Source organism: Gordonia aurantiaca, from assembly GCF_039939235.1.
Classification (GTDB): Bacteria; Actinomycetota; Actinomycetes; order Mycobacteriales; family Mycobacteriaceae; genus Gordonia.
Genome location: NZ_JBDUUF010000012.1, coordinates 1 through 22,200, shown reverse-complemented (window position 1 = coordinate 22,200; position 22,200 = coordinate 1). Strand labels below are relative to the sequence as shown.

Below are 22,200 nucleotides of genomic sequence, written 5' to 3'. Positions count from 1 at the left end.
CCACGAACGGCTGGACACGCGACCCACCGCATGCGGTCCCGCCTGCCGGACGTGGCAGACTACCTCGGGTCCTGTAGTCCCCGAGATCCACGTGAGGCGGCGATGGAGAGTTCTGCCTTCCCGGCTCAGCACGAGGTCGGGCGCGCAGCTGCGCCGTCGGAATCTGCGCAGGTCACGCTGCACGACGCCCTCGAGGCGAACCGTTCGCTGCAGAAGTCGGCGGCGGTCCGGCTGTTCGCGGCGTCGAACTCTGCTCTCTACGTCACCTTGATGGAACGCCACCTCGACTACGGCGCCAAGATGAGCGAACCCGAGCTGACGATGCGTCTCGATCGCGACCTCACCCAGCTCGAACTCTCCGACGACCAGCCCACCGGCCTCGAACTGGTCAAGCTGTGGGCGCGGCAGGGCTGGCTGCACCGCGTCACCGACACCAGCGACCCCAACGCACCCAACATCTGCCACCTCACCAGCGAGGCCCGCTCGGTCCTGGACTTCATGCGCCGCCAGCGCCGCGAGGACTCGGTGGCCACCGGCGGCTCGATCACCGGCATCGCCTCGGAGCTGCGCCGCGTCGCCGGGCAGGTCACCAACGATCCCGAGCAGATCCGCTCGGAGATCGAGGCCCAGATGGAGGAGCTCGACGCCGAGCTCGCCGACCTCGAGGCCGGCCGCCGCCCCCCGCCGGACCTGCGCGTCGCCGAGGACTCCGCCCGCGCCATCGCCTATCAGATGGAGCAGATCATCTCCGACATCGGCCAGTACGGGGCGATGCTCGACCGCATCACCACCGCTCTGCTCGACGACCCGGGCGACTCCGACCTCGCCTACCGCGACCGCCAGCGCCAGCTGTTCGACGACTACGAGGCGCTGCTGCAGTCGTCGCAGTCGGCGTCGTACCAGGCGTTCGTGCAGATGATCCAGGATCCGGAGCGTCGTGCTCGCCTGCAGGCCGACATCGACACCATCATCGAGAACTTCCCGGGCATGGACGCCGGACTGCGGTCGGTGATGGACAACTTCTTCAGCATCGTTGCCGAGCAGATGGCCGAGGTCGGCCGCACCCGGCAACGGTGTGCGCGTCGTATCCGGCGCTTCGTCGCGTCGGGCACCCTCGAGCAGAGCCGCGGCCTGGCCCGGCAGCTCAACGACGCGCTGGCCACCGCCAACGAGCTGCTCAAGTCCTCGCTCGCCGACCGCCGCCTCGGCTACGAGCTGCCGCTGGCCGCCCCGACCGTCAACTCGATCGGACGCCTGACCTTCGAGATCCGCGAGCACGTGCCGCCCGCCCCGGCACTGCCCGCGGCCCACGACGCCGCGGACCTCTCGGCGTTCGCATCGCTGACCGGCCAGGTCGACACCGTCGAGCTCACCGAGACCGTCAACAGCGCCGTCGCCGACGGGCCCGTCCCGCTCACCGAGGTGATCGAGGGGCTCGACGAGCCGTACCTCGCGCACGTCATCGTGCTGTGGTCGTGGGCGCAGAAACAGGCGAAACCGGGGGAGAAGATTCCGATGACCACCGTGCGATTCCGGTCCCTCGTCGGGGAGGACCACGTCATCGACGTCCCCGACCTGACGTTCATCGAACCGATTCCGACTGCGGAGGTCGACGCCGAATGACCACCACCGACGAGACCGTCAACGAGGGTCCCGAGACCGCCGACGCCGAAATCCCGGAGACGGAGGCCCGGGAAACCGACGCCTTGTCATCCGAGTACGCCGGCTTCGACGACCTGCCGACCGTCGCGGCGACCGCCGCGCAGTCGCACGCCCCGAGCGCACCGCGCTTCGACGGCGACGTCAGCGAGCTGCCCGACCGCGCCTGCTGGGCGTTGCAGAACCTGCTGACCCGTCGCTACATCTCCGGCGACCGGCAGCCGCAGCTGTGGTCGTGGGTGGCCGAGTACCAGGACGCGCTGCGCGTGCGCCTCTCTGAGCTGGACCTGCGCCTGCGCATCGTCGACGAGCTGCAGGTCGCATTCGTCGAGCAGGCCGGCTACGAGTCCCGGTGGGGTCGGCGCATCCTCAAGCGCGAGACCATCCACACCTACGACGCCATCCTGGCGCTGCACCTGGCGAAGTACATCCGCGCCGCGCGCGACGAGCCGGTGCTGATCACCCGCGAGGAGATCCACGAGCTCTTCGCCGGCGTCACCAACACCATCGACCGCGACCTCGCCCTGTTCGACAAGCGCATCGAGCGCGCCATCGACAAGATGGAGGAACTGGAGTTCCTGCGCAAGCAGCGCGACGACGCCGACACCTACGTGATCAGCCCGGTGATCTCGGCGGTCATGACCGCGTCGGTGATCACCGACCTGCAGCGGCAGTTCGAGCAGTTCATCGGCTCCGGCGAGGAGGGGGAGGAGCCGCCGGAGGGCGCCGCCGAGCCCGGGGAGGACGCCGACGACGGGCCGCGTGACCTCGATGGGGATTCGGATACCCGGAATCCGGATGCCCGGGATCTGGACGCGGAGGACGCCTACGGAGACGAAGGAGACGACTGGTGAGCGGGCAGGTCGACCAGTACCACCTGTCCCGGTTGCAGCTGATCAACTGGGGCGTGTTCGACGGGTATCACTCGATCCCGTTCAGCGCCAACGGGTCTCTGATCACCGGCTCGTCGGGTAGTGGTAAGTCGTCGTTGCTGGACGCCATCTCGCTGGCGTTCCTGCCCGACCACCGCCGCAACTTCAACGCCTCGAGCGACGCCACCGCCGCCGGGTCGTCGAGCGGCAAGCGCACCGTCGGCAAGTACGTGCGCGGCGCCTGGGGCGAGAAGCGCGACGGCGCGGGTGCGCACCGCGAGATCATGTACCTGCGTGGCACCGGTCCCGCGTGGGCGGCGATCGCCGTCACCTACACGTCCACCTCGGGCACGTCGATCACCGGTCTGGTCCTCAAGTGGCTGGCCGCCGGGAAGATGACCGACGCCCACAGCGCCTACTTCATCTACGACGGCGACGCCGACATCCGCGAGGTCTGCAACGAGTGGGCCGCGTCGAACTACAACTCGGCCAAGTTCCGCGAGCGCGGCTGGAAGGGCGGGCCCGGCGAGGGCAAGTACCTGTCGACGCTGTACTCGCTGATCGGCATCCGCGCCTCCGACGCCGCGCAGCAGCTGCTCGGAAAGGCCAAGTCGCTCAAGAGCGTCGGCGGTCTGGCGCAGTTCGTGCGGGAGTTCATGCTCGACGCCCCGACGTCCATCGTGGGCATCTCCGACGCGCTCGAGCAGATCGATCCGCTCGTGGAGGCCCGCGAATTGCTTGACATCGCGCGCCGCAAGCGCACCATCCTCGGCAACATCGAGGAGGTCCACGAGCGGTACGCGGGGGAGTCGGCCACGTTCAGCGTGCTCGACACGATCGATTCCGCCACCGTTCGCGCGTACGTGAACAACCTGCGGATCCGGAACGCGGAACCGGAGATCGCCGACCTCGACGACCAGATCGCCCGGCTCGACGGCGATCTCGCGGCGCTGACCACCCAGCACGACCAGCTGCGCCAGGACCACAGCCTGCTGTTGGCCCGGATCGCGACGTCGACCGGCGACCTCGCCCCGCTGCGTGAGCAGCTCGGTGGCGCGCAGAAACTCAGCACCGAGGTCACCGCGCGACGCAACGCCTACGAGGACAAGATCTCCGCGCTGGGCTTCTCGCCCCCGACCAACGCCGAGGGCTTCTGGTCGTTGCGCGAGGAACTCCTCGAGGAGGCCACGAAGCTCGACAACCAGCTCGAGGCCGGCCGGGCCCACTACGCCGAGGCGCTCGCGCGCGAGGTCGCGGCGCGTACCCGCCGCGACACCGCGCAAGAAGAGCTGAGTCGAGTCGAGGCCGCCGGTTCCGCGCTGCCGCGCACCGAGCACGAGATGCGCCGCATGATCGCGCACGCGCTGCAGATCGACGAGTCGGAGCTCAAGTACGTCGCCGAGCTCGTCGAGCTCGACCCCGACGAGGAACGCTGGCGCCTGGCCGTGGAGAAGGTGCTGCGCAACGCAGGTCTCCGGCTGCTGGTGCCCGACAAGCACTTCCGCGCCGCCCTGCGCTTCGTCAACTCGCACGACATGCGCGGGCGGATCCAGCTTCACCAGGCCGAGACCCGGCCCATGCCCGACATCGAGCCGGGCACCCTGGCGTCCAAGCTGCGTCCCGTCGACCCGAGGCATCCGTGTGCCGCCGAGGCGATGACGATCCTCGCGCGCCTGGGCAACCACATGTGCGTCGACAGCCCCAACGAGTTCGGTCAGCACGCGAAGGCCGTCACCGACCAGGGCCTGCGCAAGGATTCGGCGAAGCTCGCCGTCAAGGACGACCGCCAGCAGCTGCGTCGGTCGCAGTACATCTTCGTGGGCGACGTCGAGTCCAAGATCTCCGCGCTCCGTGACGAGCTGGCCTACGAGGAAAGGGCTTTCGAGGACGCGCGTGAGGATTGCGCCGAACTCGACCGCGAACGCTCCGCCAAGGAGAAGCGCCGCGACGCCTACCGCCGGGTGTGCGAGCAGTTCACGCAGTGGAACGAGATCGACGTCGACTCGGTGGACGATCGCGTCGATCAGCTCACCGATCAGTACGACCTCCTCATGGAGGAGAACCCCGACGTCGAGGCGCTGCAGCGCAAGGCCGAGGACCTGTGGGAGCAGGTGCGGCACGCGATCTCGCAGGCCGCGCTGGTGCGGGACAAGATCGCCAAGCACGACGAGCGTCGCACCCAGTTGCTCGATCTGCTCGACCGGCTCAAGCCCGAGGAGATCTCCGCGCAGGCGGAGAAGACCCTCGACGGCTTCGTCGAGGATCTGTCAGCGACGCTCGACGTGCTGCACCCGGAGCCGTACCGTCAGGAGATCATGAAGGCGTGCGCCCGGGAGCGTGACCGGATGCGCTCGGACGCACGGCGTTCGCGGGATGAGCTGGCTCGCATCCTGGACACCTACGACAAGGAGTTCCCGGACGCCATCCCCAACGACAGCGACGACTTCGACGAGCGCATCCACGACTACGTCGCGGTGTGTCGGCGTATCGACGAGCGCGAGCTGCCGGCCGCCTACGAGCGGATGCGCCGCCTGATCACCGAGCAGGCGCCGGGCGCGATCCTGGGCCTGCACATGGCCGCCGACGCCGAGGAACGCCGCATCGTCGAGCAGATCGAGCGCGTCAACACCGGCCTCGGTGCGGTGGCGTTCAACCGCGGCACTCGTCTGCGGCTGGTGCCAGGCCGCAAGAAGCTAGCCGCGGTGGAGGAGCTGACCGAGAAGGCGCGTCAGATCTCCAACCGGGCGACCGCCGTCAGCTTCGGCGACGAGCAGGCCATCCTGGAGCAGTACTCCGACATCCTGCTGCTGCGTGAACGACTCGCCGGCAACACCCCGGAGGACCGCCAGTGGACGCGGGACGCGCTCGACGTGCGCAACCGGTTCGACTTCTACTGTGAGGAGCTCGACGCCGAGTCCGGGGAGATCATCCGCACCTACTCAAACGCCGGCGACAACTCCGGCGGTGAGCAGGAGAAGCTGATGGCGTTCTGCCTCGCCGGCGCGCTGAGCTTCAACCTGGCCAGCCCGAACGGCAAGGACAACCGGCCGATCTTCGCCCAGCTGATGCTCGACGAGGCATTCTCCAAGTCCGACCCGCAGTTCGCCCAGCAGGCGCTGAGTGCGTTCCGCAAGTTTGGGTTCCAGCTGATCATCGTCGCCACGGTGCAGAACACCAGCACGATCCAGCCGTACGTCGACAACGTGGTGATGGTGTCGAAGACCGAGGCCGGCCCGGACAACCGGCCGACCGCATCGGCAGTGTCGACGACGATCAAGGCGTTTTCGGAGCTGAGGCGGTCGGGGAGTCAGTTGACGGTGTAGGGGAGAGAGCCGATGTGACAGAGGTAGACCCGTAGACCCTGCCAGATGTCGGACGGCGAGCGGCTGGACTGGCACCGACTACACGCCCGTGGGCACCAGGCTCTTAGTGATCGCCAACTCGCCGTCGGGGTGGCGAACTGCGCTGTCGGGCGTATCGATACACCTGCGCCGATACGACGGGAACCGGCGCGGCCCTCCAATCGGTTGTCGACCAAACAGAAGGATCTCGGGTTGCGGTTATATGGCTTCGCTGTCGTTCTCGGGAGATCGCCTTATCGCCAAGATTCGTCTGTCCGGACGAATCTTGGCTATCGAGTGATTCGTTAGCTCTCCGAAGGTCAACGGCACGCTAGCTTTCGATGGTGGAGCACATCCTCGTTGAGACGCTTGCCTCACCTTTAGATGAGCGCGGGTCGATCGCGAGTAGCGGCGCGATCTCGGGCCATGTCCGCGGGTGGCGACAGAGACGGCGCTCTCTCGCCCGTTTCTGGGACCTGATTGGTTTTAGGTGGCATAGCTGCTCCGGGATGTCGGGCCAGCGTCGTAGGGTTCGACTATCGAATGACGGGACCGGGAAGGGGAGAAATGGACGTCTTCGCTGTTCATGAACAACTCGTAGACGACTACAAAGCCTTCACCACAGCGTCGGTGGACGTTCGAGAACCCCGTCTCAAGCAGTACGTGGACGACCTGACTGCCCGTGGTGATCAATGGCCCCAGCCGTGGCTGTCCCTGAACCCGCTCTTCGCGTCCGGTGGATCGATCGATGAGTTGGTTGCCGAGGGGCTCTTGCACGAGGAGTGTGAGCGGATCTTCCGGCCGAAGGCCAACGAACAGGACCGTGGGGATCGCCCGATCACGCTCCATCGGCACCAGCGCGAAGCAGTTGAAGCGGCCAAGACCGGAAGGTCATACGTTCTTACCACCGGCACCGGGTCCGGCAAGTCACTCGCGTACATAATTCCGATCGTCGACCGCGTTCTACGGCTGAAGGACATCACGCCCGGGGTGAAGGCGATCATCGTCTACCCGATGAATGCCCTGGCAAACAGCCAGGTGGAGGAGCTCAAGAAATTCCTGCGGTTCGGCTATCCCGAAGGCGCGGAGCCTGTCACCTTCGCGCGCTACACCGGTCAGGAGCAGGGAGAGGAGCGCGAACGTATCCTCCGCAACCCTCCTGACATCCTCCTGACCAACTACGTGATGTTGGAGCTGTTGCTTACTCGTCCGGAGGAACGCCGGCGCCTCGTACAGGCTGCGCGCGGCTTGGAGTTCTTGGTGCTCGACGAACTCCATACATATCGCGGTCGCCAAGGTGCGGATGTGGCGATGCTGGTTCGACGGGTGCGACACGCATGTCAGTCTCCAGACCTACAGTGTGTCGGGACCTCAGCAACGATGGCCACCAGCGGTTCCATTATTGAACAACGTCGAGTTGTGGCGCAGGTGGCATCGCAGTTGTTTGGGTCTGAGGTGAGTCCGGAGCGCGTCATCGGAGAGACACTGACCCGTGCCACCTCTGGTGACGAAACTGACGTAGCGGCCTTGACCGGCGAAGTCCGCGAAGGTGGGGTAGGCGGTCCCTACGAGCAGATTGCGGGCTCGTCGCTCGCGACATGGATCGAGTCGGTCTTCGGTCTGTCCCATGAGCAGGAGTCCGGTCGTCTGGTCCGTCAGCGCCCAACTCGGGTGAGGGATGCAGCGGCGCGTCTCGCGGAATTAACAGGTTGCACCCGTGACGAGTGCGAACAGGCGATCCGGTCGACACTGCTTGCCGGATCGCAGGCGCGGCACGGGAGTACTGGCCGCCCTTTGTTCGCGTTTCGACTGCACCAGTTTCTCTCCAAGGGCGACACAATCTATGTGTCGATCGAACCCGAGTCCCAGCGCTACATCACCTCGACCTACCAGGTTGCGGTGCCCGGAGAGCCACACAAGTCGCTGATGCCCCTGGCCTTCTGTCGGGAGTGTGGACAGGAGTACCTCGTCGTCGCCAGAACCGATGAGCGAGGGACTATCCGCTATCGTCCCCGTCGTGACCGCGACGCCAGCGGCGGCGATGACGCGAACGGCTACCTTTACATATCCGAAGATCAACCGTGGCCGAATGACCCGATCGCTGAAGGTCGGTTCCCCGACTCCTGGCTGTCTGACGGACAGGTGATTGAGAGGCTCCGCCGCTACCAACCGCGAATCGTGCGTGTGGGGGTGGACGGAGGGGAATCCCCCGGTGGCCTGCGGATGGCCTACGTACCGTCTCCATTCCGCTTCTGTCTGCGGTGCAAAGTCTCGTATGAGCAGAACCGCGGTACCGACTTCGCCAAGTTGGCGACACTTGATGCCGAGGGTCGCAGCTCTGCGGTCTCGGTGATCAGCGCCTCCATTGTTCGGACGCTCAAACAGATTCCAGGAGAGGAGCTTCCGGAAGACGCCCGAAAGCTGCTGACGTTCGTTGACAACAGACAGGACGCCAGTCTGCAAGCGGGGCACTTCAACGACTTCGTCCAGGTCACCCAATTGCGCGGTGCGCTCTACCGCGCGCTCGTCAACGGTCCCGTGCGTCATGACGAGGTCGCACGTCGTGTCGTCGCCGCTCTCGGTGTGCCGTTCGAGTCGTACGCCGCCAATCCGGAAGCCGTGTACGGAGCGCGTTCAGCAGCGGAACGTGCTTTCACCGACTTCGTCGAATTCCGCCTGTACGCCGACCTGCAGCGGGGTTGGCGTGTGACGATGCCGAATCTGGAACAAACGGGACTCCTGCGTATCGAGTACGAGTCGCTGGCCGAGATCGCTGCCGATCCCGACCTCTGGCATGACTGCCCGGTGCCCCTGCAGCACGCCCGCCCCGGCGAACGGGAGGACCTCTGCAAGATCGTCTTGGACGAGTTCCGGCGAGATCTCGCGATCGATGTCGAGTGTCTGACAGAGGACGGATACGAGCGGATTCGTCGCCAATCCGATCAGCACCTGACCGGTTTGTGGTCGATCTCCCGACGCGACGCTCCGCCCATTCAGGCGACGGTGAGTACCCGACCTGGAACGCCAGGAGGGGCGCGGGCCGAAGCACGGATGACGGGGCGGTCTGCGGTGGGGAGGTTTATCCGAGAGCGGAGCGGTCTTCGGGGCGTTGACGGTAGCCGATTGGACACTGCCGACGCACAACAAGTGATCGAGCACATGCTCGCGGTTCTGGAGCGGGCCGGCTTGCTGACATCCGTGACCTTGCCCAACGACCCCGGCCCCAGCTATCGCCTGAAGGCATCTGCTGTCGTGTGGACGGCGGGAGACGGCCAAACCGGGGCGCCGGATCCATTGAGGCGTTCGGCGATGGCCGATCTCGGCTTCCGGATCAATCCCTTCTTCCGCGAACTTTATCGCGCCACATCGAAGACATTGGCCGGTCTTCACGCCCGCGAGCACACCGCCCAGGTCAGTGCCTTCGATCGTCGTGAACGAGAGGACGCGTTCCGAAGCGGCGATCTACCCCTCATGTTCTGTTCGCCGACAATGGAACTCGGTGTCGACATCGCGAGCCTGAATGCGGTTGGTCTCCGTAACGTGCCTCCGACTCCGGCAAACTATGCGCAGCGATCGGGTCGAGCCGGTCGGTCGGGGCAGCCGGCGCTGGTCGTGACCTACTGTGCGACCGGGAACTCGCACGACCAGTACTACTTCCGTCGGTCGCAAGACATGGTCGCCGGTTCGGTGGCAGCACCACGACTGGACCTGACGAACAAAGCACTGATCGAGTCGCACCTGCAGGCCCTTTGGCTCGCCGAGACGGGCGTGGATCTGGGTTCGCGGATGCCGCAAATCCTCGAAGTCGATCTTCCGGACATGCCCATCATGGACGACATTGCGGCGCGACTCCGCGACCGGGACGCAATCGCGCGGGCTACTGCGCGTGCTGAGGAGATCGTCGCACCCTTGCGGGCTTCCCTACGCGAGACCTCTTGGTGGCATGAGGACTGGGTGGCTTCGGTGATCGAGCAAGCGCCGGACAACTTCGACAATGCATGTAATCGGTGGCGGGACCTATATCAGGCCGCGCTCGCGGATCAGGACGAGCAGAACCGAATCGTCCTCGACAGTTCGGCAGCCCTCAGTGTGCGTCGTGCCGCCGAGTCTCGGCGTCGCGAAGCCGAGAGCCAACTTCGGCTTCTTCGCAACGAAGACTCGGATCGGACACACTCGGATTTTTACACCTATCGCTACTTCGCATCGGAGGGATTTCTTCCCGGATACAGCTTCCCGCGGTTGCCGCTCGCTGCGTACGTCCCCGGCGTTCGTACCGCTGCGGGATCAGAGGGGGGAGACTACCTGCAGCGTCCGAGATTCCTTGCCATCAACGAGTTCGGGCCGGGTGCACTGATCTACCACGAAGGGGCACGCTACGAGGTCAGTCGAGTTCAGATCCCGATGGCATCGGGTGGAATCGGCACAGTTGACCTACGTGACGCTCGTCGGTGTGAAGAGTGCGGTTACCACCATGACCGCCAGCCAGGCCTTGACACCTGCGAGAACTGCGGCGCGGTTTTGTCCGAACCGCGATTCAATCTGATGCAGATGCAGACGGTGTTCACGCGCCGACGCGAGAGGATCTCATCCGACGAGGAAGAGCGCCGCCGCGCTGGTTTCGAACTGGAGACCTCGTTTCGCTTCAGCCAGCACGGGCACAGGGCAGGGCGCGTGGATGCGACGGTCGTGGGCCCCGACGGCGAGTTCGCTGAGCTGAGCTATGGAGACACCGCAACCGTTCGGGTGACGAACCTTGGTCGGCGGCGGCGGAAGAATCCTGACGAACTCGGATATTGGTTGGACACCGTCAAGGGGAACTGGTTGTCGGAGAAGAAGGCCGCCGACGCGACCCCGCAGGACGACGGGCTCGGCGACGCCGCCGACGTGCGGACCAAACAGAAAGTCATTCCCTACGTCGAGGACACGCGCAACATCGCTGTGTTCCGACTGTCGCAACCTGTCGACGAGGTCGTGGCTACGACGCTTCGCTACGCCTTGGAACGGGGGATCGAGGCGGAGTTCCAACTCGAGGACTCGGAGTTGTCGAGCGAAGCACTACCGGACCCTGCCGAACGGGGCCGCATGCTCTTGACGGAGTCTGCAGAGGGTGGAGCGGGTGTGCTGCGGCGTCTTTATGGCGAACCTGACGCGCTCGCATCTGCAGCCCGTCGCGCGTTGGAGATCGCCCATTTCGACGCCGAAGGTAACGATCTGGGCCATGCGAACGGAGCCGAGGAACGATGTGAGAAGGCGTGTTACGACTGCCTGCTGTCGTACGGAAATCAGTCCGATCATGAGCGAATCGATCGCCACCGCGTTCGCGATTTGCTGCTCAACCTTGCCGGGGCACGGACGATTCCCCGGGCAACGGGTGGGGGTGATGCCGCGGACTCCGAAGATCTACGGGGGCAATGTCAGTCGGTGGCGCAGAAGGCGCTTATCGACCTGTTGATCAAGCACGAGTTCAGAATGCCGAGTGCAGTCGGCCAGCAGATCGGCAATGCGAGGGTCGACTTCGTCTTCCGTGACGGCGGCAACTCGACTGCCGTGTTCATCGACGAGGCTGGGAGTCCGCCCGGGCCAGGGCGCGACGCCGATGCAGAGGATGAGCTGATGGATTTGGGTTGGTCGGTGATTCGTTTCGCCGACGGCGATGACTGGCTCGACACGATTCGTGCGAACACCTATGTGTTCGGTACGGGAAGGAATTGATCCGACAATGAGCTTTGCCCCTGGCAGTCTCGTCGCCGCACGCGGCCGGGAATGGGTGGTCCTGCCCGGCAGCACAGATGACTTCCTCGTTCTGCGTCCCCTCGGGGGCATGGACGATGACGTAGCCGGCGTCCTGGTCAGCGAGGGCGTCACTCCGGCGACCTTCCCGCCGCCCGTCGCCGACGACCTAGGGGATCACTTCAGCGCACAGCTGTTGACCAACGCCCTGCGCATCGGCTTCCGGTCGACTGCGGGACCGTTTCGGTCGCTGGCCTCGATTGCCGTACAACCCAGGGCTTACCAGATGGTGCCGCTCATGATGGCCCTGCGGCAGCAGGTGGCGCGACTGCTGATCGCGGACGACGTCGGCATCGGTAAAACGATCGAAGCCGGTCTCATCGCAGCCGAGCTACTGGCAGTGGGGGATGCACGAGGGCTGTCGGTCCTGTGCAGTCCGGCTCTGGCAGAGCAGTGGCAATCGGAACTACGCGACAAGTTCGGCCTCGAAGCCGAGCTGGTCCTGCCATCCACTGTGCGTCGTCTGGAGCGGGGCCGGATCGGTTCGGAATCGATCTTCGAGAGATATCCGATCACGGTCGTGTCCACCGACTTCATCAAACACTCACGCCGACGATATGAGTTCCTCCGTACCTGTCCCGATCTGGTCATTGTCGACGAGGTCCACACATGCGTAGCGGCATCTGGGCAAGGTGGATCAGGTCGGACGCAACGATATGAACTCATGCAGGCACTCGCCGCAGACCCCAAGCGCCATATGGTCCTTGTCAGCGCAACGCCACATTCTGGCAAGGAGGAGGCCTTCCGCAACTTGCTGGGGCTGCTCGATCCGGCTCTCGAAGCGGTCGACCTGGAGAACCGGCAGGGGCGTGAGCTACTCGCGAAGCACTTCGTCCAACGTCGTCGAGGGGATATTCGTCGCTACCTCGACGAGGACACCCAGTTTCCTAAGGACAGGCTCACGCGCGAGGCACCGTACAAACTGTCGCCGGAGTACCGCGCGCTGTTCGACAAGGTCTTGACTTTCGCTCGAGAAACAGTCCGTCACGACGACGGGACCCTGACCAAACGGGTGAACTGGTGGTCGGCTCTCGCCCTCCTACGGGCGCTCGCGTCGTCTCCGCGGGCTGCCGCGCAGACACTGCGTACCCGTGCGGTGTCGGCGGCGGCCGGCACGGCCGAGGAAGCGGATGCTCTGGGCCGGGCTATCGTGCTCGACCAGACCGACGACGAGGCTGTGGAGAGCCCGGACACCACTCCTGGTGCGGACGCCTCAGATGGCGCGGAGAACGCTACTGTGCGAAAGCTGCGTGGTTTCCTCGCCGAGGTTCGCAGGCTAGAAGGAAAACCTGATCGCAAGGTCGCTGCACTGGTTAAGGAAGTTCGTGCGCTACTGGCTGAGGGGTGTGATCCGATTGTGTTCTGCCGTTTCATCGATACGGCGGAGTACGTTGCAGAGCAGCTCGCCAAAGACTTGAAAAAGGATGTCGTCGTCCGCGCTGTTACCGGTACTCTTCCCCCGGATGAGCGCGTTGCGCGCATCCAGGATTTGACTGCGGCGCCTGGGCGACATGTTCTCGTGGCTACGGACTGCCTGTCTGAGGGTGTCAACCTTCAGGAGAGTTTCCAGGCTGTCGTGCACTATGACCTTGCTTGGAACCCGACCCGTCACGAGCAACGAGAGGGGCGTGTTGACCGGTTCGGTCAGCGCGCTGAATCCGTTCGTGCCGTAACGATCTATGGCCGCGACAACCAAATCGACGGAATCGTGCTCGAGGTCTTACTGAAGAAGCACGAGGCGATCCGTAAGGCAACCGGTGTCTCGGTTCCGGTACCGGACAGCAATAACGCAGTCATCGAAGCTCTGCTGGAGGGGCTCCTTCTGCGTGGTGAGGACGCTGAGCAGTTGTCGCTGGACCTCGACATCAAAGAAAAGCAGGACAGCCTGTATGCGACGTGGGAATCGACGGCGCAGCGCGAACGCCTCGCCCGGACGAAGTATGCGCAGCATGCGATCAAGCCGGAGGAGGTGATGTCCGAGATCCGTTCGGCGCAAGCCTCGCTCGGCGATCATGCGGCTGTCACGAGCTGTGTCGAGGATGGTCTGCGAGCGTTGCACTCCACCATCAGGCGTACCGAGGATGGCTTCACGGCAACACTGGCGCCGTTGCCGCTGGGATTACGGGACGCATTACCACGCGACCGCAAGGACCCTCTGCGGTTCCGCAATGACCTTCCGGTAGGCCGCGGCGAAGCGGTTCTGGCACGCACCGATGCAAGTGTGGAGGCGATCGCGCAGTACATCCTCGAGTCAGCGCTCGACACCGGACTGGACCCATCACTGCGGCCCGCCAGACGGTGCGGCGTGGTGCGTACCGATTCCGTCTCCACCAGAACGACGCTTCTCGTGATGCGTTACCGATTCCATCTCGAACTGCCATCCCGTTCTGGGACCAAGCAGTTGGTCGCCGAGGACGTCGCGACGCTCGCTTTCGAAGGCGCTCCGAGCCGTGCCCGGTGGCTTGAGGAAACCGATTCAAGTCGCCTGCTCGACGCTCGTCCGGTGGGTAACGTCCCTTCACCTCAAGCACAACAGTTCATCACGCGGGTTCTCAGCGGAATGGATGAGTTGCGGCCTCACTTGGAGGAGCACGGGGAATCACTGGCAGCGTCGATATTGGCGGCACACCGGCGTGTACGCCAGGCCTCGTCGGAGATCGTTCGCGGGGTGAAGGTGACGCCAGAGCCGAATGCCGATCTCCTTGGTGTCTTTGTGTTTGTTCCGCCGGCAGGAGGGGAGGCATGATGACCGAGCAGCCATATGTCGGAATCCGTATTCAGGGAGGACTGCTTCCGGCGAATATGCCCGCTCAACTGGGTAGCGGGCTGGATCCCCAGGGAGACCATCTGTCCCCCCAGGACTACCACCTGGCTACGGGCGAAACAGTCCGGGATGCCGCCAACCGCGTGTGGTCGTATCTCCTCGGTGTATGGGGAGGCTATCGAGAAGCTCTCGCGAAACTGCCTGACGGCGCCTCCACGACTTCGCTAACCCGCGAACGCTTCTTGTTGATCCTGCTTGATCAACTCGGATACGGCCGGGTTCCACCGACGGGCAAGGGCGGGCTGAAAGTCGACGGAAGGTCGTTCCCGATTTCACATGTGTGGGGATCGGTACCGATACATCTACTCGGTTCCTCGACGCCCCTCGACACCCGATCGAAGGGCGTCGCGGGGGCCGCTGGATCATCGCCCCATTCGATGGTGCAAGAGTTCCTGAATCGCAGCGACGACCATCTGTGGGCAATCCTCGCGAACGGCGAAGTTCTTCGCCTGCTCCGTGATTCGACTTCACTGGTTGGTTCGTCCTACGTCGAATTCGACCTGGAATCAATCTTCTCCGGGGAACTCTTCGCCGACTTTCTGCTGATGTACTCGCTGTGCCAGGCCTCAAGGTTGGAAGTTCGAGACCCCGAAGTGGGCCCGGCATCGTGCCGACTCGAATCATGGCGGACGATGGCAATCGAGTCCGGCTCGCGTGCATTGAATCTACTTCGCGACGGCGTCGTGAAGGCCTTGCGAACTCTTGGTGCCGGGTTCTTGACGCACCCGGCCAACAGCACTCTTCGCGATGATCTCGAGGCCGGTCGGTTGTCAATTACGGACGTGAACCACGCTCTCCTTCGCGTCGTGTACCGGATGCTGTTCACCTTCGTCGCTGAGGACCGGGGCGTGCTCTTGGACCCGGCCTCTGACACGCTCGCTCGCCGGCGCTACCTCGACTACTTCGCCACAGCTCGTCTGCGCGCGGTGGCTCGCAAGCGTCGGGGAGGGCGTCACGGCGACCGCTGGAAAGCCCTGACTCTGGTGTGGCGAGGACTCGGGACCGAAGGCGGGCTACCTGAGCTTGGACTGCCAGCCATCGGCGGTCTCTTCGACCCGGGAGAACTTGACTTCCTGACCGATTGCGAGCTCTCAAACGAGGCTCTGCTCTCGGCGGTCCGGTCGCTGTGCTTGGTCAGCGAGCCGAAGTCCGGTGTCCTTCGCCGCGTCGACTATCGCAACCTGGGTGCCGAAGAACTTGGGAGCATCTACGAGGCCCTGCTCGAGTTCGTGCCGCACTGGGACCCGGCGACTAAGCGATACTCGCTCGACGTCGCATCGGGCAACCAGCGTAAGGACACCGGTTCGTACTACACGCCAACGTCGCTCGTCGAGTCGCTGCTGGATACAGCGCTGGACCCGGTCCTGGACGCCGCCGAGAAGTCGGCCGACGATGTCGACGGACAGGTCGAAGCGTTGCTACGAGTAACAGTCTGCGACCCGGCTTGCGGCAGTGGACACTTCCTTGTCGGTGCGGCCCGTCGGATCGCCAAGCGAGTGGCTGCTCTCCGTACGGGGGATCCCGAGCCGAGCCCGGACCAGGTCCGTTCGGCCATGCGAGACGTGGTGGCGCGCTGCATCTACGGCGTCGACGTCAACCCCCTCGCCGCGGAGCTGGCGAAGGTATCGCTATGGATGGAGGCATTGGAGCCGGGCCGTCCACTCGCATATCTGGATGCGCAGATCAAGGTTGGAAACGCGCTGCTGGGCGCGACGCCGGCGCTGCTTGCCGAGGGGGTGCCCGATGCGGCATTCAAGCCAATCGAAGGTGATGACAAGAAGATCGCGACAGCGACAGCACGGGCGAACAAGGCAGAGCGCGGCAGTCAAGAAGGTCTTTTTGACGTCGCCGAGGCGGTGTCAGGCAATCAGGACCTCGGGCGGGAGCTCGAGCGACTGCTCAATACCGAAGCACTCTCCTTGTCGGATATTCATGTTCAGCGGCAGCGACTGCGGGCGTACTCCGAATCCGACCGGTACCGGCAGCAGCGTCTGAGGGCAGACGCGTGGTGCGCGGCGTTTGTTTGGCCGCTGCAGGCGGGTGCACCCAAGCCGATCACCCAAGCGACGATCGATGCCCTGGAAACTGATTCTCAGGCCCTCGATGACCGTCAACGAGCCGAGGTCGAGAAGCTTGCCGGCCGGTACCGCTTCTTCCACTGGCATTTGGAGTTTCCTCACATCTTCCCGACGGTCGCTGAAGCAGGCGACACGGTGAACGACGAGACAGGCTGGGCCGGTGGGTTTTCGGCCGTTATCGGCAATCCTCCCTGGGAACACATCGAATTGAAAGAGCAGGAGTTCTTCGCCTCGCGTGAACCTGAGATTGCTACGGCATCAGGATCAAGACGCAAGAGTCTGATCGCCGGCCTTCGAACGGGGAATCCCGCTCTTTGGGATCTGTACTGTTCAGAGAAGCGTCGAATTGACGGATTCAGGCACTACGCCGCCAACTCTGGAAGGTACCCACTAACTGGTCGCGGCCGCGTAAAGACCGATCCGCTATTCGCTGAGGGAGGGCGGACCCTGATATCCCCTCAGGGACGGTTCGGCATGATTCTTCCCACAGGAATAGCAACTGATGCGACAACGCAGCACTTCTTCAAGAATCTTGTTAAGGATGGGGCTATAGCTAGTTTGTACGACTTTGAAAACAAGAAACCATTGTTTGAGTCGGTTGACAGTCGCTACAAGTTTTGTCTGCTCACTCTCGCCGGTCGAAGTATTCGCGAACCGGCAGCTGACTTCGCGTTCTTCGCTCATGACTCGTCTGATCTGAATCGGCCAGGAGTGCGGTTCTCGCTCAGTCCCGAGGAGATTGAGCTCCTTAATCCGAACACCGGCACCTGTCCGGTGTTCCGGTCTCGCCGCGATGCCGAAATCACGCTAGGCATTTACAAACGAGTTCCGGTATTGATTCGGGACGGTGAGCCGAATGGTAACCCCTGGAGAATCAACTTCATGCAGGGGATGTTCAATATGACCACTGACTCGGCTAGTTTCCGAACACGTCAGGATCTCGAAGATAATGGTTGGGCTCTGAAGGGGAATGTATTCGAGCGTGGTAACGAGAGGATGCTTCCTCTGTATCAAGGAATGATGGCTACCTTCTACAATCATAGAGCTGCGGATGTGATTCGTAGCTCCACTGCCACCAAGAGAAAGAATCAGCCGCGGTACTTATCTATAGACGAGCTGAAGAACCCCGAGCGTGTTGCTCAGCCAATCTATTGGGTAAATGAGAGCGAGATTCCTGTCACTGATCAATGGTTGATTGGCTTCTCGGATGTTACAAGTCCAACCAATGAGCGAACGCTTGAGGTATATGCTTTACCGCGGGCTGCGGTAGGCCATAAGATTCCTTTGATTATCACGAGGTTAGAACCTGCGTATCGGGCTGTATTGCTCGGCATGCTATCGTCTTTCGTGGTGGACTATGTGGCCCGGCAAAAGATCGGTGGGACCTCAATGACGTACTTCTACCTAAAGCAGTTTCCGGTGTTAGGTCCCCATTCTTTCGACCGCACTACACCTTGGGCAAAGCGCGGTTCGCTACGTGATTGGATTGCCAATCGGGTCGTTGAGTTGTGCTATACGGCATACGATATGCAACCGATGGCGGATGATCTTGATTGGAGTCGCGACCCGTGCTGGGACCCTGAGGATCGATTTCGATTGAAATGCGAGCTGGATGCGGCATTCTTCCATCTCTATGGCGTAACGCGTGAAGATGTGGAATATATTCTCGAAACGTTTCCTATTCACAAGCGCAAGGAAGTCTTGGAATTTGGTGAATATCGCACAAAGGGTGTAATTCTCGGAGTCTACGACGCAATGCGGAACGCCATCGATTGTGCGGGTGAGTATCGGTTTCCTGCCAACTTGGGCGGTAAGCAGTGACCTTTGAGTCGGGCTATCCCGTGGAGAAGCATGTGACAGAGCGGCGGACCTTGTCGTCTGGTCCGTATGTGCCCCCGACTGATCAAGTCACCCATGTCTGGAAGGTGCATGGTTCCAATGTCGGCGGGATCGACATGGTTCCAATCTGGCGAGAGAAAGGAACGGTCTCGCTTGCTGCCAAGTTTCTAAGACCTCTTGATTCGACTGTATCTAGGGAGGAACTCGAGGCGTACGTCGAAGAGGATTATCGTGCGTCGGGCTACGCCGCGCGTCGCGACAAGTTCGACGAGTTCCATGCATTCCTGGCCCGCATGCATTCGGGGGACTTGGTTATGACGGTCAGTCAGGGTCGCATTCACACTGGCATCATTACCGGTGACGCGACTTTTGTCCGGAGCAGCGATGGTCGATCCAACCTGCGGCGGGCGGTGAAGTGGGAATCGAGGACCTACCCAATCACCGATCTACCGATGGAACTAACCTCACGGATGAACGCGCACGGGGATGTTGTCGACCTCACGCCCCAGATCGATATTGTTCGTGAACTCATGGGGATGCGCCCTGCGCGTAGGCTGGCGACGGGGGTCAACTTGCCTGACGCTGACGATACGATCGCATCCCGGCTTCACGTGCCGCGCGAGTGGCTTCAAGAATGCATCGATCTCCTGCGGGACCGTCCCCAGCTGATTTTCTATGGTCCGCCGGGCACCGGGAAGACCTACATTGCGAAGGAATTGGCTCGGCATCTTGCTGGCGATTCGAAAGTCAGAATCGTACAATTTCACCCAGCGTACTCGTATGAAGACTTCTTCGAGGGATACCGGCCAGCGCAGCAGAGTAACGGTCAGATCGCGTTCGAACTAAAGCCCGGTCCGCTCCGAAGAGTCGTGGACCGTGCCATCGAGAATCCGGATGCTGTGTTCGTTCTTATCATCGACGAGATCAACCGCGGAAACCTCGCAAGGATCTTTGGGGAACTCTATTTCCTGCTCGAGTACCGGAACGAAGCGATCGACCTCCTGTACAGTGCGGACTCCACTGAACCGTTCATGCTTCCGCCCAATGTGCTCATTCTTGGAACTATGAATACTGCTGATCGCTCGATCGCACTTGTTGATGCAGCGATGCGTCGGAGGTTCGCATTCGTGTCTCTCCATCCCTCTGAGGCGCCCACGAACGGGGTACTGAGGAGTTGGCTACGTGGTACGGGCAGGTCGGAGGAGTATGCGGATCTCCTTGACGAGCTGAACATGCTGATCGACGACGAGGACTTCAAGATCGGCCCCTCGTACTTGATGCGTGCGGCCGTCTACCAGGAACACGGACTCGAAAGGGTGTGGACGACAGCGATTCTGCCGCTTCTCGAAGAGTTCCACTTCGGCGACAAGTCGGTAGATGTCAAAACGAAGTACGGATTGGAGACGCTCCGCAAACGGTTGGCGAGCCGACGCTCTGAGCCAGAGACTCCAGATGTCATATCTGACACCAATTCTGCTGACTGAGGGTGATCCGCCCCGCCCCGTGTCACTTGACTTCGCTGAGTACGAACTGTTGCGTAGGCTGGCGATTGTCGAGGTCAATCCATCCCTGCAAGGTGGTGTCTTCGAAGTATCTGCAGGTCGCAAGATCGGGGCGGTGGCGGTTGGCGAGCGGCAGATCGTCGTGCGGCCAAAGATTTCTGACTTGAACCGGCTGGTATTCCTACTTGGGTACAGTTTGCACAGAGACTTCTGGCTCGACGACGAGGTGCATCTGACAGAGGCGGACGAGCTGCTTCCGGCAATGGCTGAAGCCTTTGGGCGTTTGGCCTCACACGCGACTGCGCAGGGTCTGCTGCAGGGGTACCGAACGACTACCGATGATCTTCCTGTTCTCCGTGGTCGGATGCTCGCTAGCGAACAGATGACGAGGCATCATGGTCTTCCGGTGCCGATCGCGGTCGAGTACGACGAATTCACCGTCGATATCGGCGAGAATCAGCAGCTTCTCGCGGCCACCTTGCGTCTGCTCGGTGTTCCTGGCCTACCTCATGGGACCAGAAGCAGGTTGCAGCGTTTGCGCCGGGTCCTGGTAGATGTCACCCCACCGATACGGGGCCTCGGGGGAGCGCGGTGGAGGCCTACGCGACTGAACAAGCGATACCACAGTGCTCTCCGATTGGCGGATCTGGTGCTCGCGGCGCAGTCATTTGAGCACCGCGCCGGCGATCTCCCGGTCTCAGGGTTCATGTTTGACATGTGGCGGATCTTCGAGGACTTCGTCAGTACCTCGCTAGGGGAGGCACTGACCAGCCGTGGCGGGCAGTATGCGACCCAGAAACCCGTTCACCTAGATACCGAGCGCTCGTTGAGGATGCGGCCCGATCTTGTATGGACGGATCGGGGTGGCGCAATTCGAGCAGTGGTCGATGCCAAGTACAAAGCGGAGCGACCGGAAGGATTTCCTTTCGCGGACCTCTACGAATTGCTCGCGTACTGCACCGTGCTGGGGCTACGACACGGGCACTTGGTCTATGCCAAGGGAAACGAGCCAGTGCGTCAGCATGTGGTGGAGGGTGCCGATGTCACTCTTCACTGCCACGCACTCGATCTCTCCCTGCCGCCGGCGGCCCTATTGGGGCAGGTCGAAGTATTGGCGGACTCGATAGCTGCGCAGGCAGATGTGTAGCGCAGGGGAATCTCGTTTCCGACGGGTGGCGTACGGGTAATCGCCGTTGGCGATGTCATGTCTATCGCCGTGGCGCTCGCTGTATCGAGTGAGGTCGCTTGATCGCGAACTGCCAGACCACCCTTCGATCTGCGGCTTTACGCGACTAGCATGGCGATGTGACGACTGATATCATGATCCTCACGGTTGACGGTGCGGTCGCTAAACCGTTGACGACCGCACCACTGGCAGAGTCTGGCTTTCTCGAGACCACCCACCTTGAGCAATGGGTAGTTGACAACCCTGCGGTACTCGGCAGAGGGGTCATGATCGTCGCTCGTCAATACGCCAAGTGGTCCTCAGATGAGGGCGATCTGGGACGGGAAAGGCTGGACATCCTCGCTCTGGACACGTCCGGCCAGCTGATTGTCGTTGAGCTCAAACGAGGGAACGACCCTCGCATCCATCTCCAGGCGATCACCTACGCTGCGCTGGTTGCAGGATTCGATAAGCAGACGCTGGCCGAGGCGCACGCTGAATACCTGTCATCCCTGGGGGACGCGTGCTCGAATGACGAAGCATTGAGTCGGCTCGAGCAGCACGTCAACGATGACTGGAATGACGACTTGCTCAGACTTCCGCGGATAGTGCTGATTGCCGAGAGTTACGCGCCACAGACGCTGACGACAGTTGCATGGTTGTCAGAGATTGCACCGAAGTTAACCGTCGAAATGCACACGGTGAATCTCTTCTACAACTCGAGCGGCGATGAAGAGTCGATTCCTTGCGTGGTCTTCCGGCGTCAGTACCCGCCAGATGATCCGTCCACTCGGCTTCTCACGCCCGGCGTCACAAGCATTGACTCGACGGCCACACGTATCGCGGAACGGCAGCGTGCCACCCGATCGACGTACCTCCTGTACGATTACAGCGCGATTCCAGAGGGTGCGACTGTTGAATTGAAGCTTCGCGGTACGGTCGCACACGAATTGGTGGCTGAGGTCGAACGGTGGATCCAGGAACGTCCGGAAAGGGGGCGTGCGACCTGACAGTGTCCCGTGGGGTGGTGGACTTTGGGTCGGCGTGGGTTCACGCGTGGTGATCAACGAGTCATGGTGAATGCTAGGCGATTTGATGTTGTTTGGCCACGGGTTCAGCGGCGGCCTGTT

Annotated in this window: 9 protein-coding genes; all 9 read left to right on the top strand. The window is 62.5% G+C overall.

The features are described 5' to 3' along the window. Window positions 1-102: 102 nt before the first annotated feature. The 9 genes from ABFT43_RS19470 (at window position 103) to ABFT43_RS19430 (ending at window position 22,080) form a co-directional block, all read left to right on the top strand. A complete protein-coding gene (locus ABFT43_RS19470; RefSeq protein ID WP_347961946.1) occupies window positions 103-1,623 on the top strand; it encodes a DUF3375 domain-containing protein in 1,521 nt (506 codons plus the stop codon). Beyond that, a complete protein-coding gene (locus ABFT43_RS19465) occupies window positions 1,620-2,513 on the top strand; it encodes a DUF4194 domain-containing protein (protein WP_347961945.1) in 894 nt (297 codons plus the stop codon). Before ABFT43_RS19470 ends, ABFT43_RS19465 begins: the two co-directional genes overlap by 4 nt. Then, the gene (locus ABFT43_RS19460) at window positions 2,510-5,854 is read left to right on the top strand and encodes an ATP-binding protein (protein WP_347961944.1); all 3,345 of its coding nucleotides are present in this window, start codon (window positions 2,510-2,512) and stop codon (window positions 5,852-5,854) included. Before ABFT43_RS19465 ends, ABFT43_RS19460 begins: the two co-directional genes overlap by 4 nt. A 585-nt stretch (window positions 5,855-6,439) precedes the next feature. After that, window positions 6,440-11,584, top strand: coding sequence for a DEAD/DEAH box helicase (locus tag ABFT43_RS19455; RefSeq protein ID WP_347961943.1), 5,145 nt, complete (start codon window positions 6,440-6,442; stop codon window positions 11,582-11,584). Between the two features lie 7 nt (window positions 11,585-11,591). Next, a complete protein-coding gene (locus ABFT43_RS19450; RefSeq protein WP_347961942.1) occupies window positions 11,592-14,408 on the top strand; it encodes a helicase-related protein in 2,817 nt (938 codons plus the stop codon). After that, complete coding sequence (locus tag ABFT43_RS19445) at window positions 14,405-18,385, top strand: Eco57I restriction-modification methylase domain-containing protein (protein ID WP_347961941.1); 3,981 nt, start codon at window positions 14,405-14,407, stop codon at window positions 18,383-18,385. The genes ABFT43_RS19450 and ABFT43_RS19445 overlap by 4 nt, the downstream gene beginning before the upstream one ends. Beyond that, window positions 18,382-19,887, top strand: a complete 1,506-nt coding sequence (locus ABFT43_RS19440) for an McrB family protein (RefSeq protein ID WP_347961940.1) — start codon at window positions 18,382-18,384, stop codon at window positions 19,885-19,887. The genes ABFT43_RS19445 and ABFT43_RS19440 overlap by 4 nt, the downstream gene beginning before the upstream one ends. After that, window positions 19,856-21,052 carry an McrC family protein gene (locus ABFT43_RS19435; RefSeq protein WP_347961939.1) on the top strand — a complete coding sequence of 399 codons (1,197 nt, stop codon included), beginning with the start codon at window positions 19,856-19,858 and terminating at the stop codon, window positions 21,050-21,052. Before ABFT43_RS19440 ends, ABFT43_RS19435 begins: the two co-directional genes overlap by 32 nt. 158 nt (window positions 21,053-21,210) lie before the next feature. Then, window positions 21,211-22,080, top strand: coding sequence for a DNA-binding protein (locus ABFT43_RS19430; RefSeq protein WP_347961938.1), 870 nt, complete (start codon window positions 21,211-21,213; stop codon window positions 22,078-22,080). Window positions 22,081-22,200 lie beyond the last annotated feature (120 nt).

Excerpts from the sequence above, each read along its gene's own strand:
- ABFT43_RS19470 (WP_347961946.1), top strand. The coding sequence starts at position 103 with ATGGAGAGTTCTGCCTTCCCGGCTCAGCACGAGGTCGGGCGCGCAGCT.
- ABFT43_RS19465 (WP_347961945.1), top strand. The coding sequence starts at position 1,620 with ATGACCACCACCGACGAGACCGTCAACGAGGGTCCCGAGACCGCCGAC.
- ABFT43_RS19455 (WP_347961943.1), top strand. The coding sequence starts at position 6,440 with ATGGACGTCTTCGCTGTTCATGAACAACTCGTAGACGACTACAAAGCC.
- ABFT43_RS19450 (WP_347961942.1), top strand. The coding sequence starts at position 11,592 with ATGAGCTTTGCCCCTGGCAGTCTCGTCGCCGCACGCGGCCGGGAATGG.
- ABFT43_RS19445 (WP_347961941.1), top strand. The coding sequence starts at position 14,405 with ATGATGACCGAGCAGCCATATGTCGGAATCCGTATTCAGGGAGGACTG.
- ABFT43_RS19435 (WP_347961939.1), top strand. The coding sequence starts at position 19,856 with ATGTCATATCTGACACCAATTCTGCTGACTGAGGGTGATCCGCCCCGC.